The sequence below is a fragment of the Nocardia sp. NPDC059177 genome, assembly GCF_042755165.1.
Lineage (GTDB): Bacteria > Actinomycetota > Actinomycetes > Mycobacteriales > Mycobacteriaceae > Nocardia.
The window spans coordinates 1-14,952 of the sequence record NZ_JBHZBX010000015.1; the positions used below are offsets into that span (position 1 = coordinate 1).

Annotated in this window: 15 protein-coding genes, 1 pseudogene and 1 riboswitch; of the genes and pseudogenes, 6 read left to right on the forward strand and 10 right to left on the reverse strand. The window is 68.5% G+C overall.

Annotation, left to right across the window (positions count from 1 at the left end; genetic code table 11):
- Positions 1-94: 94 nt before the first annotated feature.
- Positions 95-219: riboswitch (TPP riboswitch) on the forward strand.
- The 3 genes from thiC to ACFXK0_RS19260 all read left to right on the forward strand — a co-directional run bounded on the left by thiC (position 212) and on the right by ACFXK0_RS19260 (position 3,299).
- The gene (gene thiC, locus ACFXK0_RS19250) at positions 212-1,861 is read left to right on the forward strand and encodes a phosphomethylpyrimidine synthase ThiC (protein ID WP_379411840.1); all 1,650 of its coding nucleotides are present in this window, start codon (positions 212-214) and stop codon (positions 1,859-1,861) included. Its footprint overlaps the riboswitch before it by 8 nt.
- Positions 1,862-2,037: 176 nt before the next feature.
- On the forward strand, positions 2,038-2,250 hold the full coding sequence (locus tag ACFXK0_RS19255) for a hypothetical protein (RefSeq protein ID WP_379411841.1): 213 nt from the start codon (positions 2,038-2,040) through the stop codon (positions 2,248-2,250).
- Between the two features lie 227 nt (positions 2,251-2,477).
- Positions 2,478-3,299, forward strand: a complete 822-nt coding sequence (locus ACFXK0_RS19260) for a thioesterase family protein (protein ID WP_379411843.1) — start codon at positions 2,478-2,480, stop codon at positions 3,297-3,299.
- A gap of 25 nt (positions 3,300-3,324) precedes the next feature.
- On the opposite strand, the gene ACFXK0_RS19265 is transcribed toward ACFXK0_RS19260, so the two are convergent.
- The 4 genes from ACFXK0_RS19265 to ACFXK0_RS19280 all read right to left on the reverse strand — a co-directional run bounded on the left by ACFXK0_RS19265 (position 3,325) and on the right by ACFXK0_RS19280 (position 6,010).
- Positions 3,325-3,654, reverse strand: a complete 330-nt coding sequence (locus tag ACFXK0_RS19265) for an ArsR/SmtB family transcription factor (RefSeq protein ID WP_379411844.1) — start codon at positions 3,652-3,654, stop codon at positions 3,325-3,327.
- Complete coding sequence (locus ACFXK0_RS19270; protein WP_379411846.1) at positions 3,644-4,075, reverse strand: SRPBCC domain-containing protein; 432 nt, start codon at positions 4,073-4,075, stop codon at positions 3,644-3,646. The genes ACFXK0_RS19265 and ACFXK0_RS19270 overlap by 11 nt, the downstream gene beginning before the upstream one ends.
- 140 nt (positions 4,076-4,215) lie before the next feature.
- Positions 4,216-5,058 (reverse strand): DUF559 domain-containing protein, encoded by an 843-nt coding sequence (locus tag ACFXK0_RS19275; RefSeq protein WP_379411847.1) that lies wholly within the window; start codon positions 5,056-5,058, stop codon positions 4,216-4,218.
- 391 nt (positions 5,059-5,449) lie between these two features.
- Positions 5,450-6,010 (reverse strand): TetR/AcrR family transcriptional regulator, encoded by a 561-nt coding sequence (locus ACFXK0_RS19280; protein WP_379411849.1) that lies wholly within the window; start codon positions 6,008-6,010, stop codon positions 5,450-5,452.
- A gap of 39 nt (positions 6,011-6,049) precedes the next feature.
- On the opposite strand from ACFXK0_RS19280, the gene ACFXK0_RS19285 reads away from it, so the two are divergent.
- On the forward strand, positions 6,050-7,294 hold the full coding sequence (locus tag ACFXK0_RS19285; RefSeq protein ID WP_379411850.1) for a KasA/KasB family beta-ketoacyl-ACP synthase: 1,245 nt from the start codon (positions 6,050-6,052) through the stop codon (positions 7,292-7,294).
- Positions 7,295-7,339: 45 nt separating this feature from the next.
- Here ACFXK0_RS19285 and ACFXK0_RS19290 read toward each other — a convergent pair whose 3' ends face one another.
- The 5 genes and pseudogenes from ACFXK0_RS19290 to ACFXK0_RS19310 form a co-directional block, all read right to left on the reverse strand.
- Positions 7,340-8,326 carry an ABC transporter substrate-binding protein gene (locus tag ACFXK0_RS19290; RefSeq protein WP_379412014.1) on the reverse strand — a complete coding sequence of 329 codons (987 nt, stop codon included), beginning with the start codon at positions 8,324-8,326 and terminating at the stop codon, positions 7,340-7,342.
- A 57-nt stretch (positions 8,327-8,383) separates the two neighbouring features.
- A complete protein-coding gene (locus ACFXK0_RS19295) occupies positions 8,384-9,142 on the reverse strand; it encodes an ABC transporter ATP-binding protein (protein WP_379411851.1) in 759 nt (252 codons plus the stop codon).
- Positions 9,143-9,378: 236 nt separating this feature from the next.
- Positions 9,379-10,185: an ABC transporter permease gene (locus ACFXK0_RS19300; RefSeq protein WP_379411852.1), complete on the reverse strand. Its 807-nt coding sequence runs from the start codon at positions 10,183-10,185 to the stop codon at positions 9,379-9,381.
- A gap of 45 nt (positions 10,186-10,230) precedes the next feature.
- Positions 10,231-10,654: pseudogene (locus ACFXK0_RS19305) on the reverse strand (VOC family protein).
- A gap of 49 nt (positions 10,655-10,703) precedes the next feature.
- Positions 10,704-11,360, reverse strand: a complete 657-nt coding sequence (locus ACFXK0_RS19310; protein WP_379411854.1) for a TetR/AcrR family transcriptional regulator — start codon at positions 11,358-11,360, stop codon at positions 10,704-10,706.
- A gap of 89 nt (positions 11,361-11,449) precedes the next feature.
- Here ACFXK0_RS19310 and ACFXK0_RS19315 point away from each other — a divergent pair, with 89 nt between their 5' ends.
- Positions 11,450-12,595: an epoxide hydrolase family protein gene (locus ACFXK0_RS19315; RefSeq protein WP_379411855.1), complete on the forward strand. Its 1,146-nt coding sequence runs from the start codon at positions 11,450-11,452 to the stop codon at positions 12,593-12,595.
- A 106-nt stretch (positions 12,596-12,701) separates the two neighbouring features.
- Here the strand turns inward: ACFXK0_RS19315 and ACFXK0_RS19320 are convergent, their stop codons facing one another.
- Positions 12,702-13,823, reverse strand: coding sequence for a GTP-binding protein (locus ACFXK0_RS19320; protein WP_379412015.1), 1,122 nt, complete (start codon positions 13,821-13,823; stop codon positions 12,702-12,704).
- Positions 13,824-13,915: 92 nt separating this feature from the next.
- Here ACFXK0_RS19320 and thiD point away from each other — a divergent pair, with 92 nt between their 5' ends.
- A complete protein-coding gene (gene thiD, locus ACFXK0_RS19325) occupies positions 13,916-14,764 on the forward strand; it encodes a bifunctional hydroxymethylpyrimidine kinase/phosphomethylpyrimidine kinase (RefSeq protein WP_379411857.1) in 849 nt (282 codons plus the stop codon).
- The last annotated feature ends 188 nt before the right edge of the window (positions 14,765-14,952 follow it).

Consider the following 14,952-nt stretch of genomic DNA (forward strand, 5'->3'; position numbering starts at 1 on the left):
GGCCGATGGGAGGTCGTTGCGTAGGCGACGAAGGAGCAAGCAACGGCCTCCCATCGGCGGGACACCAGGGGCCGCGAACTCGAGCGCGCCAGCGCTCCACAAACACGGGGGCTCGCACCAGCGGGCTGAGAGGACGGCTAGCCCATTCGGGCGTCAGGGCTGTCGACCGTATGAACCTGACCGGGTAATGCCGGCGTAGGGAGGAAGAATCATGGGCACAGCCACGTCTTCGAACGGGAGCACCGCTCCGGTCGACACCGTCACCACCGGTCCTATCCAGGGCAGCGTCAAGCACTACAAGGAGGTCGACGGCCTGCGCATTCCGGTGCGCCGGATCAACCTCACCAATGGCGACACGTTCGATGTCTTCGACACCTCCGGCCCGTACACCGACGACAACGCGGTGATCGACCTCGAGGCCGGTCTGCCGAAACTGCGCGACGACTGGGACTCCCCCACCGTCGACGGCCCGCCGACCCAGCTGGCTTGGGCTCGCCAGGGCATCATCACCCCGGAGATGCGCTTCATCGCCGCGCGCGAGGGCGTCTCCCCTGAGCTGGTCCGCGACGAGGTCGCCGCAGGTCGCGCGGTGATCCCGGCCAACCACAAGCACCCGGAGCTGGAGCCGACCATCATCGGCAAGAAGTTCCTGGTGAAGATCAACGCCAATATCGGCAACTCGGCGGTGTCGTCGTCGATCGCCGAAGAGGTCGAGAAGATGGTGTGGGCCTCACGCTGGGGCGCCGACACCATCATGGACCTGTCGACCGGCAAGAACATCCACGAGACCCGCGAGTGGATCCTGCGCAACTCCCCCGTCCCGATCGGCACCGTGCCGATCTACCAGGCGCTGGAAAAGGTGAACGGTGATCCCACCAAGCTCACCTGGGAGATGTACCGCGACACCGTGATCGAGCAGTGCGAGCAGGGTGTGGACTACATGACCGTGCACGCGGGCGTGCTGCTGCGCTACATCCCGCTCACGGCCAAGCGCGTCACCGGCATCGTCTCGCGCGGTGGTTCGATCATGGCCGCGTGGTGCCTGGCCCATCACCAGGAATCGTTCCTGTACACGCACTTCCGTGAACTGTGCGAAATCCTGGCGCGCTACGACGTCACCTTCTCCCTCGGCGACGGTCTGCGTCCCGGCTCGATCGCCGACGCCAACGACGAGGCCCAGTTCGCCGAACTGCGCACCCTCGGCGAGCTCACCAAGATCGCGAAATCCTATGGCGTGCAAGTGATGATCGAAGGGCCCGGCCACGTGCCGATGCACAAGATCGTCGAGAACGTCCGTCTGGAAGAAGAGCTCTGCGAAGAGGCGCCCTTCTACACCCTCGGCCCACTCGCCACCGATATCGCCCCCGCCTACGACCACATCACCTCGGCCATCGGCGCCGCGATCATCGCCCAGGCGGGCACCGCGATGCTCTGCTACGTCACCCCCAAGGAACACCTCGGCCTGCCCAACCGCGACGACGTCAAGGTCGGCGTGATCACCTACAAGATCGCCGCCCACGCCGCCGACCTCGCGAAGGGCCACCCGCACGCCCAGGACCGCGACAACGAATTGTCCAAGGCCCGTTTCGAATTCCGCTGGCACGACCAGTTCGCGCTCTCGCTCGACCCGGACACCGCCCGCGAATACCACGACGAAACCCTGCCCGCCGAACCCGCCAAAACCGCTCACTTCTGTTCCATGTGCGGCCCGAAGTTCTGCTCCATGCGCATCTCCGCCGACGTGCGCGAATACGCCGAAAAGCAGGGCCTCACCGACGTGGCGGCCATCGAAGCCGGCATGGCCGAGAAGTCCGCCGAGTTTGCCGACCAGGGCAACAAGGTCTACCTGCCGGTCGTCTGAGCCGCCCCGGGACGGTCCGCCCGAGGACCGTCCCGGACGGCTTTCCAGGTCTGCGGCTTGGCCGACGCCGAGGACAGGCATCGCACCCCAGGATTTTCGGGGCTTTCGTCGCTGCTTCCACTCGGTAGGGTTGGCGGCAGCCGGGCCTCCGGCGAATCGATCAGTGGAGTGAATTGATGAAGCGTACTGTCGCCGGAGCCCTCGCGGCCGCCGCCCTGTCCATCGCCGTTCCGTTCGGCACGGCCCATGCAGCAGCCCCCGTCCCGGTCGCCGACTCCGGATCGTCCTCGATCGGTTGCACCTCCACCGATATCAACCCCTGCCCCATCCGGCCCCTCCTCGACCTGCTCACGCAGATCACGAGCGGTTCCTCGGGCGGCGGTCAGTAGTCGTGCCCTCGGCTTCGATGTGCAGCCGAGCCGGCGAGCTGATCACCGGCACCAGCTGCGCGGACCCGGCTGTGGCAGTCCGGCCCGCCTGAACCGCCGAGGCCAGGGAATGCGCACCATGGGCTGCCGGCGAGCTGATCACCGGCGCCAGGTGTGCCGGCCCGGCTGCGGCAGTCCGGCCGCCCGCACCGCCGAGGCCGAGGAACGCGCACCGTGGGCTGACCCGGGTGAACGCACGGGGTAACGTCGGCCGGGTGGCCGAAGCCTTCTATCTTCCCGATCCCACCGATCCGGACCGGTACATCTCGACCGAGCTCACCCGAGGTCCGTGGTCACCGGACGCGCAGCACGCCGGGCCGCCGTCGGCGCTGCTCGGGCATGTGATCGAGCGGTGCGAGCCGCGGCCGGGGTTCCAGGTGGGGCGGGTCGCGGTGGAGATCCTCGGGCCGGTGCCGCTGGAGCCGTTGACCGCGCAGGCGAAGGTGGTGCGGTCGGGGCGCAGTGTGGAGTTGATCGAGGCGACGTTGTCTTCGGCGCGCGGGCCGGTCATGCAGGCCAACGCATGGCGGCTCAAGCTCGCCGACCCGCCGCTGGATCTGCCCCAGGAATTCCTGCCGACCGGTACCCGTCCGCTGCCCGCGGCCGCGGAGCCGGAGCGGTTCCCGTCGGATCAGGCGGTCGGGTTCCACACCGGCATCGAATACCGGTTCGCCGCAGGGTCATTCGCGGCACCCGGTCCGGCGGTCTGCTGGATCCGGTTGAAGTACCCGATCGTGGCGGGCACCGCCCCGAGTCCGCTGGAACGCACACTGGCCGCGGCCGATTCGGGCAACGGCGTCAGTTCGGTGCTCGACTGGTCGAAATACCTGTTCATCAATACCGATCTCACCGTCACCCTGCACCGTCAGCCGGTCGGCGAATGGGTCTGTCTGGACGCGGTGACCCATCCGCAGCCACACGGCATCGGTCTCGCCGAATCAGCATTGTTCGACGAGACCGGGCCGATCGGGCGCAGCACCCAGACACTGCTGGTCGCGCCCCGCGGGTGATCAACGCGCGGCATCGACGGTGGACTCAGCCGTCCAGATGCCGGCGGAGCGCGTCGAGGGAGCCGTCCCAGTCCCGGGCCAGTGCGGCCAGGAACTGCTGTGCCACTTGCATCGGCGCGGAGTCGAGGCGATAGCGCACCCGTCGCCGCTCCCCCGGTTCCGCGATCACCAGCCCGGCATCCGCCAGCAACGCAAGGTGTTTGGCGATCGCCTGCCGGGTGATCGGCAGGCGATCGGCCAGGTCGGTCGCGGTCGCCGGGCCGTGGGCGGCGAGCGCGGCCAGGACCGACCGCCTGCTCGGATCGGCCAGGGCGACGAAGACCCGCTCGGCGGTGGCTTCCAGTTCAGGCCGCATCGAGGTACTCGACCAGCTCACCCAGCTCGCTCTTCCAGCCACCGGTATTGCCGTCGAACGCCGTTTTGTACACGTCGTCAGGCAGCTGCGCGAACCCGGTCTCGACCACGGTCAGCCGGGTGCCGGACGCCACCGGTTCCAAGGTGAACTCGACGTAGGTGCGTCGCGGGTCGTCCTCGGGCAGCCCGTAGACCTGCCAGGTATAGCCGAAGACACTCGGCTCCTCGACCCGCTCCACCCACATATTCGCGATATGCCCCTCGACCCACGTCATCCGTGCCGCGCCCCCGGGCCGCAGGTCGATGGTCGCGGTATTACCGAACCACCCCGCCAGCCCCTCGGCGGTGGTGATCGCCGCCCACACCTTCGCGGGCGGGTGAGCGAGTTCGACGGTCCGCACGATCTGATCAGGGAATCCCATGACACTCTCCTTTATTGCAACCGATTAGTTGCTATCCAGCTTATGGCAACCAACCGGTTGCGTCAATGGCGATCCGGCGTATTCGTGCAATCCGCCATCACCCAGTCAGTTTTCCGACTAGGTGGCGTCGAATTGCACGTCTACGCCAGTCGGCGGTGGACGCGGCGGCGCCGGACTACGCGCTCGACCTCGTCGACGCACGCATCCAGATGATGCAGGACATCGTGTGCCGAGTACCGGAGCACGAACCAGCCGTGGATCATCAGCCAGTTCTGGCGGCGGCGATCACGGCGGAAAGTCACCCGGTCACTGTGGAACTCCCATCCATCGATCTCGATGACGGTCCGGCTCCGGATGTCGACGAAGTCGCAGACGAACGGGCCGATCGGTTCGTTCGGTGCCAACGACAGGTTGCGGCGAGCCAGCGCCCGCGCGAACAACCGCTCCGGCTCCGACAGCGAACGCCGCGCCGCCTGCCGCAACTGTCTGCGCAGAAGGGGAACGCCCGGTCTGCCTGTCGCGCACAGGCTCGACAATGTGTCCGGGTCGACCGTGCGGAACAGCTGTTCGTCGATCAACCGGTCGGCCTCGCGGGACGGCAGCACGGTCAGGCAGTCGAGCAACGTTTGCGCGGCGGTGGTGATCGGCAGTTCGGCGAGGTCGTCGAAAACGTCAGCGGGCAGGTCACGACGATAGAGGCGCAGCCAAGGCGGCGGCTTACGGTAGCGCGAGGTAGGAACGGTCGCCTCGAACACGTCCGGCTCCGGCAGCATCGCGTGCAGCCACGCCGAGGTCCGGTGACTCAGATGCGCCTCGGGTAGCCATTCGACGATCGCCGCGCAGCGCGCCAACGCCGTCGGCGTGCCCTCGCAGTAGACACCCGGCAGCAGCCGGACATACCGACCCTGCCGACACCGATCGCCGATCGTGCTCGACACGACACCCTCCGCTACCAGCTGCGCGCGCGTGACAACTCTGTCCATGCGGGAATTCTGCGCGCTGCCATGCGGCGATTCGGCTGCCGATTGCCCGCCTGTGGATAACTCCAGGGTGTGGAGAACTGGCGTAAACGTGCAAAACGGTGCTCCGCAGTCAGTATTTCGACTGCGGACGGGCCGATTGCACGATTACGCCGGTCCCAGGCCACGGTGGGTCGAACCAGGTCGGCATAGCTGGCGGAAGCGCCGGTGCCGATCCAGTTGGGGTCGGCAGGACCTCGAAGACGACCGCGGAACACATTCAACGCACGTTGCGGCTGGGTGCTGGATCGGTGGGCGGCGGTTCACCTCACGGCGAGGCGGACCGGTCGGCGGTTCACCTCACGTCGATTGATTGCCGGCCGGTCGAGGTGCACCGGCGGGCGAGGTGGGCGGGTCAGGGTAGGGCCAGGGCGACCAGGGTGCGGGCCGCGCGGTGGGTGCGGTCGTCGTCGTGGGTGATCAGGTGGTCTTGGAGGATGCCGCGCATGCCGGAGATGAGCAGGGTCGCGACGACCTCCGGGTCTTCGGCCAGGCCGGTGCGGCGCAGGGCGGCGGCGAAGGCGGTGACGAAGGTGCCGATGGCGGCCTCGGCGTAGTCCTGATACGGCGAGTTCGGGGCGCAGGCGGCACCGAGTACCTGTAGCAGCACCCGCACACTCTCGGCTTGTGCGCCGCCAGTGTTGTTGAGGTCGAAGAAGCCGATGAGGCGGGCGCGCAGGTGCTCGGGTTCGGTGACGTCGGCGAAGACGGCCGCTACGTCGGGTCGCTGCGTTGTCAGGGCCTGGACCAGCAGTTCTTCCTTGGTGCCGAAGTAGTAGATCAGCATGCGGGAGCTGGTGCCCAGGGCGGCGGCCAGCGGGCGCAGCGACAGTTCGGCCAAGCCGTGGGTGGCGATATAGGTGACGACACCGGCCAGCAGTTCGGCGCGTTTGCGGTGGTCGAGGGGGCGAGCCATGGGTTGACTGTAACGAGTGCTACAGGTATCCATGACACCATGACTGTACCGATCGCTTCAGAAACTGGCGATGCCGTCGTGGTGACGGGCTACGCGGCCACCACCGCCCTGGCCGCCACCATGGACGAGACATGGTCACGGCTGCTCCGTGGGGAGAGCGGAATCCGCTCCCTCGCACCGGAATTCCTCGCCGAGCACGATCTGCCGGTGCGCATCGGCGGCCCGCTGGTCACCTCGCCGGACACCGAACTGACGCGCATCGAACAGCGCCGCCACTCCTACGTCGAGCGCATGGCCCTCGTGCTCGGCCGCCAGGTCTGGCAGGCCGCGGGTGCGCCCGAGGTCGACCCGGAGCGGCTGGCGGTCGCGATCGGCACCGGGCTCGGCGGCGGGGACGCGCTGATCGACGCGGTCGACGCGATGCGCGCGGGCGGGTACCGCAAGGTGTCACCACTGGCCGTGCCGATGGTGATGCCGAACGGCGCGGCCGCCACGGTAGGGCTCGAAATCGGTGCGCAGGGTGGGGTTTTCGCGCCGGTGTCGGCGTGCTCGTCGGGGTCGGAAGCCATCGCGCACGCCTGGCGGCTGATCCGCACCGGCGAGGCGGACGTGGTGGTCACCGGCGGTGTTGAGGGTCATATCGACCCGGTGCCGATCGCGGGATTCGCCATGATGCGGGCCATGAGCACTCGCAACGACGAGCCCGAACGTGCGTCGCGCCCGTTCGAGCGGGATCGCGACGGGTTCGTCTTCGGTGAGGCGGGGGCGCTGCTGGTGCTCGAATCCGAGCGCCACGCCAGGGCTCGCGGCGCCCGGGTGCATGCCCGCGTATTGGGCGCGGGCATCACCTCCGACGCCTTCCACATCGTTGCCTCGGATCCGGCGGGCGCTGGTGCGGCGCGAGCGATGCGCAAGGCGATACAGACTGCGGGACTCAAGAATTCGGATATCGGACACGTGAACGCGCACGCCACCTCGACCTCGGTCGGCGATGCTTCCGAGGCCGCCGCGATCACCGCCGTCACCCCGCACGCCTCGGTCTACGCGCCGAAATCGGCACTCGGCCATTCGATCGGCGCGGTGGGCGCACTGGAAGCGCTGATCACCATCTCGAGCCTGCGCGATCAGATCGTCCCGCCCACACTGAATTTCGACAATCCCGATCCGGAGATCGACCTCGATATCGTGGCCAGCGCTGCTCGACCGCAGCGTCTCGACTACGCCGTCAGCAATTCGTTCGGCTTCGGTGGCCACAACGTGGCGCTGGCGTTCGGAAAGGCGTAGCGGCGCAACCGATGACACTTCGGAGGCGCCGCGACGCGGGACCGACTAGGACTTGTCGAAGCGGGTGTCGACGAAGGATTCGAAGTCGACCTTGCCCGGCAGGGCCTTGGCCTCGGTGAAGGCGTCGGCGATCTCCTGCTCGGAGGCCACCACGTCATCGGTGAGCTGGATGGGTTCCTTGATCGAGCGGGTCCAGGTGGTGCGTGAGGCGTCCACGCTGATCTGGGTCAGCTCGGCGTATTTGGTTGACCAGGTGTCGAGATTGTCCGAGGACCACTTGGTCGCGGCGGCGTAGCGCTGGAAGAAGTCGGCGATGGCGGCGGACTTGCCCGCGTCGGCGACGGTCTTGTTGCCCGCGACCCAGAAGTTGTAGCCGTTGGCCGCCTGGTCGGCGGTGGCGATCGGCTTGGCGCCGATCTCCTGCTCCGCGATGGCGGTGTAGGGGTCCCAGGTGGCCCAGGCCTCGACATCGCCGCGGGTCAGCGCGGTGTAGCCGTCGGCGGGCGAGAGGTAGACCGGCTCGACATCGCCCAGCGACAGACCGGCCTTCTTCAGCTGCAACAGCAGATTCGCGTTGGCGGAGCTGCCCTTGTAGACGGCGACCTTCTTGCCCTTCAGCCCGGCGACCGAGGTGATCGTCGAGCCCTTGCCGACGAGAATGGCGTCACCCTTGCCGGTGGCGGCGAGCGCACCGACGATCTTCACATCGGCGTCGGCGGCAGCGCCGAAAATGACCGGGGTGTTGCCGGTTTGGGCGATATCGATACCGCCCGCGCTGGCCGCCTCGACCAGCGGCAGACCCGCGGTGAAGGTGGAGAACTCGATCTTGTACGGCAGGTTCTCCAGCTGACCCGACGCTTTCAGCAGCACCTCGATCGAAATTGCTTTCTGGTCACCGACTTTCAGCGTGACGGTGCTGAGGTCGACCGGGCCCGACGGCGCGGCCTCGGTGGCCGCGTCGTCGCCGCAGGCGCTGAGCGAGAGCGCGGCGACGACAGCGAGGGCGAGCCCGGCCAGGCGGGACTTCGGAATGCGTTTCACGGGAACTACTTTCGTGCGTTGGGCGGCGCGGGTGCGCCGGGGGAATGATCAGTGGGTGACGCCGAGCAGCGTGAGCAGTCGCTCGGCGTACTCGGCGACCGCCGGCGCGCCCGCCGCGCGCGGACGCGGCAGGTCGACGGTCACCTCGGCGGCGATGCGGCCCTCGTCCAGCACCAGCACACGATCGGCCAGCGTGATCGCCTCGAGCACGTCGTGGGTCACCAGCAGGACGCCGAACGCGCGCTGTTCGTGCAGGCCGAGCAGCAGTTCGTGCATGGTCCGGCGGGTCAGCGCGTCGAGTGCGCCGAAGGGTTCGTCGAGCAGCAGCAGGGTCGGCTCGGCCACCAGGGCCCTGGCCAGTGCCGCGCGCTGCGCCTCACCACCGGACAGCGTCAGCGGCCAGGCGTCGGCGCGACCGGCGAGGCCGACCTCGGCGAGCAGGTCACGCGCGGCCTGCTCGTCGGCGCGGCGATTGCGCGGCTTGGGCCTGCCGAGAGCGACATTGCGCACCACCGGCTGCCACGGGATCAGCCGCGCCTCCTGGAAGACGATGGTCGGCCTGCCCTCGACGGAAACCTCACCGCGACTCGCGGTATCGAGCCCACCGAGAATGCGCAACAGGGTCGACTTCCCCGACCCACTGCGCCCGACCAGCGCAACGATCTCACCCGCGCCGATCTCGAGATCGGTACCGTCGAGCACCGTGCGCTCACCGAATCGCTTTCCCAGCGCAGTGATTCGCGCGGCAGTCGCACGGGTGGACCGCCCGGCGTCGAGCGTGACAGTGGCGGTGGCAACAGCAGTCATGATGTGAACCTCGCGAACTGACGGCGGTGTACGGCGAACCGGCCGACCACCGGAACCGGCAGGGCCACCGGGATAGCCGAGATGGCGACAGCGGTCATGATGTGAACCTCGCGATTTGGCGACGGCGTGCAGCGAACGAGCTGACCACCGGAACCGACTGGGGCACAGGAATAGTCGAGGTGGTGGTAGCGGTCATGGCGCGCACCCCGCGATCGGACGACGATGTGTGGCAGGCATCAGCGGTGCACCGCCGGGCGCCAGCGCAGGGCGCGGTGTTCGAGCACCCGCACGGCGGAGTCGGTGAGCAGGCCGAGCAGGCTGTAGATGATCAGGCCGAATACGACGATGTCGGTGCGCAGGAACTCGCGGGCGTTGTTGACCACGAAGCCGAGTCCGGCGCTGGCATTGATCTGTTCGGCGACCACCAGCGAGAGCCAGGCGATGCCGAGGCTTTGCCGGACGCCGACCAGGATCTGTGGCAGCGCGCCGGGCAGGATGAGCAGGCGCAGCCGCTCGGTGAGGCCGAGTTGGAGGGCGCTGCCGAGTTCGAGCAGCTTGGGGTCGAGCTGGCGGATGCCGGAGTAGATATTGAGGTACAGCGGGAAGAACACGCCGAGCGCGATCAGGTAGACCTTCGGTTCCTCGCCGATGCCGAACCAGATGATGAACAGCGGGATCAGGCCGAACAGCGGGATGGTGCGGATCATCTGCAGCGGCGGGTCGAGGACGTACTCGCCGATCCTGCTCAGCCCGGCCAGCACCCCGAGCACCAGCGCGAGCAGCGCGCCGAGCACGAAACCGTAGAGCGCGCGGCCACCGGAGACCAGCAGCGCCTCACCGAGCTGGCCCGAGCGATAGATCTCGAGGCCGGCGTCGATGACCGTCGACGGCGCTGGCAGCTTCTTTGCCGGAATCCAGCCGCTGCTGCTGCCGAGCTGCCAGATCGGCAGCAGCGCGAGCGGCGAGAGCGCGCGCAGGAACCCGGGGCGGCGATACAGCGGAACCCGTCGCGTGCCGGTTTCGGTGGGCCTCTCCAAGAGCATGCGAGCATGGTGCCCGCCCGGCGCTGCCCGCCGACAGGGTTGCGATCAGCTCGAGGATTTCTCCGCCCGGCTCGAGATCTGCTGCACCGCCCAGCTGTTGCCGTCGGGGTCGGCGAAGAAGACGAAGCCGACATTGTCGAGCGGATGCGGGGGTGGGCGACGGGTTCTGCCCGAGCGACTGCACGTCGCTGACCTCGACGCCGCGCGCCACCAGTTCGGCGTGCGCCTGCTCGATATCGGGCACCACCAGTTGCAGTCCCCGCAGCGAACCGGGTTCCATGTGCGGCACCGCGCCCGTGCCGATGACGATCGAGCAGCCCGAGCCCGGCGGGGTGAGCTGGACGATGCGGACATCGTCGGAGATGACGGTGTCGTGGTCGACGACGAAACCGAGTTGCCGCGCGTAGAAATCCTTGGCCCGATCGATATCGGATACCGGGACGATCACCACTTCCAAGGTCCAGTTCACGACATGCCTCCTGCGAGTGTCCGACGGTGACGGCAAGTCTGCCACCGGGTCAGGCGCGGGGCTGCCAGCGCCAGGCGAACTCACCTGCGGCGGGCGGCGGACCAGGGAGTTCCCCGTCCGGTGCGGTGGTGGTCATGCCGTCGATCAGCAGCGCCAGCACGCGCCGGCGCAGCTGTGCGGCACGGGCCGGGTCGGGCATGGTGACGGTCGCGCACGCTTCCAGGACCAGTCCGAGATCCAGCGTGCCGAAATCCGGTCGCAGCTTTCCGGTGGCGTGTGCCCGCCGGACCAACTCGTCGACGACCTCCCCCGAGTGCACGACATCGGGCAGCAGCGCGTCGTCGGGGGTGAAGGTGCCTGCCAGCTTCACCGTCAGCGAGTGCACATCGGCCTCGACCACCCGCTCCAGGAACCCGACTAGTCCGTGCCAGCCGTCCGGATCCTCCAGTGCCGCATCGGCTTCGGCGTTGAATCGGCGTAGCCCGTCCTGGCACAGCGTGCGCAGCAGCACCTCCTTGCTCGGATAGCGGCGGTAGAGGGCGCTGATCCCGACCCCGGCCCGGTCGGCGACGGCCGCGATCGGCGCGGAGGGATCGTCGAGGAAGACAGCGCGGGCGGCGTCGAGGATCAGCCCGTCGTTGCGCGCGGCCTGCGCCTTGCGGCCGGGGAGACGGGGCTGAGCTGCAGTTTCGGTCGGCTTCGGCATGAATATCAGCCTACCACTTGAAACGGAATACTCCGTTCTGTTACGGTTGGAACAGAACGAAACATTCCGTTTCAATAGGAGGAGTCGACATGACCACCACGGCCACCATCACCCCCTTCCGCATCGATGTCCCCCAGGCCCAGCTCGACGACCTCGCCGCCCGCCTGCGCGGCGCCCTCTACCCGGACGAGCTGCCCGGCGTCGGCGATGCCTACGGTGTCCCGGCCGGTCGCGTGCGCAGCCTCGCCGAGTACTGGCTGACAGAGTTCGATTGGCGCGCACTGGAATCCGAACTCAATGCCTACCCGCAGTTCACCACCGAGATCGACGGCGAGGACATCCACTTCCTGCACATCCGCTCCTCGCGACCCGACGCGACGCCGGTGATCCTGACCCACGGCTGGCCGGGCTCGGTCCTGGAATACCTCGACGTGATCGCCCCGCTCACCGAGCCGGAATCAGCCGAGGATCCCGCCTTCCACCTGGTCATCCCGTCGCTGCCCGGCTTCGGTTTCTCCGGCCCGACCCGCAGCACCGGCTGGAACCGCTACCGCACCGCCCGCGCCTGGGCGGAGCTGATGGCACGGCTCGGTTACCAGCGCTACGGCGCCATCGGCAATGACGGCGGCTCGATGGTCTCCCCCGAGATCGGCCGGATCGCCCCGGAGAATGTGCTCGGCGTGCACGTCACCCAGCTGTTCTCGTTCCCCTCCAGCGACCCGGCCGAATTCGACGGCCTGTCCGAGGAGGATATGGCCGCGCTGCAGCATCTGCAGTGGTTCCACGAGAACAAGATGGCATTCAACACCCTGCACAGCCAGCAGCCGCAGACCATCGCCTACGCGCTGGCCGACTCCCCGGTGGGCCTGCTCGGCTGGAACGCGCAGCTGTTCGGCGAATCGCTGGACGCCCGGTTCGTGGTGGCGAATGTGGCGCTGTACTGGCTGACCGGCACCGCGGGCTCGTCGCTGCGCTTCTACTACGAGGACGCCCACGCCACCGAGCACCCGAGCGAGCCGACCACGGTGCCGACCGCCCTGGCGATGTTCGCCGGCGACTTCCAGTCGATCCGCCGTTTCGCCGAGCGCGATCACCGCAATATCGTCAGCTGGAATTCCTACGGCACCGATGCAGGCGCGGGCAGCGCCAACGACGCGGGCGGTCACTATGCCGCGCACGAGGCGACCGAGGTGCTGGTCGGCGATATCCGCCGGTTCTTCGCCGGACTCGCCTGAGGCGGATTCCCGGTGCCGCGGCCCACGCTCCCCTCATCGGCGCGTGGGTCGCGGCCCTTTCGAATCATGCACCAGCACTGCGTGATACGTGCACCGAAGCGGGCGATCAGTGACCTTCATGCAACTCACCCCAGGCCGGGAACGGGTCGGGGTAGCCGGTCCAGGCGGTGGCGCCCGCGGCGTATTCGGCAGCGGTGAGCAGGGCGGCGTCGAGTTCGCGGCGGAGAGCTGGCGCGTCGAGGCGCACGCCGATGAAGACGATCTCCTGTCCGGCGGGCACTTCCAGCGCCGACCACCACGCGCCGGGCTCGAAGGTGAGGTTCGGGCCGGCCTGCGACCAGATCGCGGCCAGTTCCGGACGGCTGGCGATCCAGCAGAATCCCTTGCTGCGCAACATCCCTCGCATCCGCGTCAGCGCGTCGGCGAGCCGGTCGGGGTGGAATGGGCGATCGGCGGTGTAGGTGAGGCTGCTGATGCCGTACTCCTCGGCCTCCGGCGTATGCCCGCCCGCCAATTCCTCGGCCCAGCCCTCGGTTTCGGCGGCGACGACCGGGTTGTACCGGCCGGTGCCGAGCACCTCGCTCAGCTCGACGACCCCCTGCTCGGTGCGCAGCACCCGCGCCCGCGGATTGAGCCGGCGCACGGTGGCCTCGACCGTGGCGGCGGCGTTCGCGCTCACCAGGTCGGTCTTGTTGATCAGCAGCACGTCGGCGAACTCCACCTGGTCGACCAGCAGATCGGCGATGGTACGCGAATATCCCTCGCCCGCTTCGAGTTCGCGCTCGGCCAGGCCCTCACCGCGAACCAGCTCGGCGAGGAAGGTCGAGGCGTCGACAACGGTCACCATAGTGTCGAGGCGGGCGAGTTCGCCGAGGCGGAAGCCGTCCTCGAACTCCCAGTCGAAGGTGGCCGCGACCGGCATGGGCTCGGAGATCCCGGTGGACTCGATGACCAGCTGGTCGAAACGGCCGGCGCGAGCCAGCCCGGCGACGGCCTCGATCAGGTCCTCGCGCAGGGTGCAGCAGATGCAGCCGTTGGTGAGCTCGACCAGTTTCTCCTCGGTGCGGTCGAGGTGTCCCTGTCCCGCGATCAGGGCGGCGTCGATGTTCACCTCGCTCATGTCGTTGACGATGACCGCGACCCGGCGGCCGTCGCGGTTGGCGAGGATGTGGTTGAGCAGGGTGGTCTTGCCCGCGCCGAGGAATCCGGACAGGACGGTAACGGGCATCGGTGAAGTGGTCACAAGTTAATGATAATGGTTTTCATTTGCATCGCGCAGGTGGGGTCTCGGGTCCGCCCGCGCGGTCGTAGGGTTGCAGCGTGAAGATGTTGCCGCTGACCCCCGATGGCCAGACACCCGTCCGCGCGCTCACCATCGCGGGCACCGACTCCGGTGGCGGGGCCGGCATCCAGGCCGATTCGCGGACGATGGCGCTGTGCGGCGTGCACGCCTGCGTGGCGGTGGCCGCGGTGACGGTGCAGAACACGGTGGGCGTCAGCGGGTTTCACGAGATTCCGGCGCATGTGGTCGCCGATCAGGTGCGCGTCGTGGTGCGCGATATCGGGATCAGCGCCGCCAAGACCGGCATGCTCGCCTCCACCGCCATCATCGAATCGGTGGCCGCGGTGTGCCGCGAGCTGGGGATCGGCCGCGACGGCACCGTCCCGCTGGTGGTCGACCCGGTCGCGGCCTCCATGCACGGCGACCCGCTGCTGCACGCCGAAGCGCTCGACGCGGTGCGCAACACCCTCATCCCGCTGGCGACCGTGGTCACCCCGAATCTCGACGAGGTCCGGCTGATCACCGGCATCGAAGTCCTCGACGACGCCACCGCCCGCAAGGCCGCCGAGGCGTTGCACGCACTGGGCGCCCAGTGGGCGATCGTGAAGGGCGGGCACCTGCGCTCCTCGGCGGTGAGCACCGACCTGCTCTACGACGGCGACACCTTCCGCGAATTCACCGCGCCGCGTATCGCCACCGGCAACGATCACGGCGGCGGCGACACCCTCGCCGCGGCTGTCGCCAGCGCGCTCGCCAACGGGTACCCGGTGCCCGAGGCGGTCGAGTTCGCCAAGGAGTGGACCTACCGCTGCCTGGCCGCCTCCTACGATCTCGGCGCAGGTCACGGCCCCGTATCACCGCTGTGGCGGCTGCACCGAGACTCCTAGCGCGGCACTTTCACACCCGACTCGCCCCGCACGACCCGACCTCGAGGAGGGTCCGCCGCGTAGCGGCGGTTCGCGGCCGTCCCGTCGATCAGGTGCCGCTGCGTAGGGGGCGCGGGGGCCAGCCCCCGGGCCGGGTAGACCGGGGCCGCGGGGGCGCCCCACCCCGCGCCCCCCCGCGCAGAGCCACA

Bases quoted from the DNA above. Each gene is read 5' to 3' on its own strand.
- ACFXK0_RS19270 (WP_379411846.1), bottom strand. From the start codon at position 4,075: ATGGGATTCCCTGATCAGATCGTGCGGACCGTCGAACTCGCTCACCCG.
- ACFXK0_RS19265 (WP_379411844.1), bottom strand. From the start codon at position 3,654: ATGCGGCCTGAACTGGAAGCCACCGCCGAGCGGGTCTTCGTCGCCCTG.
- ACFXK0_RS19320 (WP_379412015.1), bottom strand. From the start codon at position 13,823: ATGCCCGTTACCGTCCTGTCCGGATTCCTCGGCGCGGGCAAGACCACC.
- ACFXK0_RS19295 (WP_379411851.1), bottom strand. From the start codon at position 9,142: ATGACTGCTGTTGCCACCGCCACTGTCACGCTCGACGCCGGGCGGTCC.
- ACFXK0_RS19310 (WP_379411854.1), bottom strand. From the start codon at position 11,360: ATGCCGAAGCCGACCGAAACTGCAGCTCAGCCCCGTCTCCCCGGCCGC.
- ACFXK0_RS19300 (WP_379411852.1), bottom strand. From the start codon at position 10,185: ATGCTCTTGGAGAGGCCCACCGAAACCGGCACGCGACGGGTTCCGCTG.
- ACFXK0_RS19315 (WP_379411855.1), top strand. From the start codon at position 11,450: ATGACCACCACGGCCACCATCACCCCCTTCCGCATCGATGTCCCCCAG.
- thiC (WP_379411840.1), top strand. From the start codon at position 212: ATGGGCACAGCCACGTCTTCGAACGGGAGCACCGCTCCGGTCGACACC.
- ACFXK0_RS19285 (WP_379411850.1), top strand. From the start codon at position 6,050: ATGACTGTACCGATCGCTTCAGAAACTGGCGATGCCGTCGTGGTGACG.
- ACFXK0_RS19280 (WP_379411849.1), bottom strand. From the start codon at position 6,010: ATGGCTCGCCCCCTCGACCACCGCAAACGCGCCGAACTGCTGGCCGGT.
- ACFXK0_RS19255 (WP_379411841.1), top strand. From the start codon at position 2,038: ATGAAGCGTACTGTCGCCGGAGCCCTCGCGGCCGCCGCCCTGTCCATC.
- ACFXK0_RS19275 (WP_379411847.1), bottom strand. From the start codon at position 5,058: ATGGACAGAGTTGTCACGCGCGCGCAGCTGGTAGCGGAGGGTGTCGTG.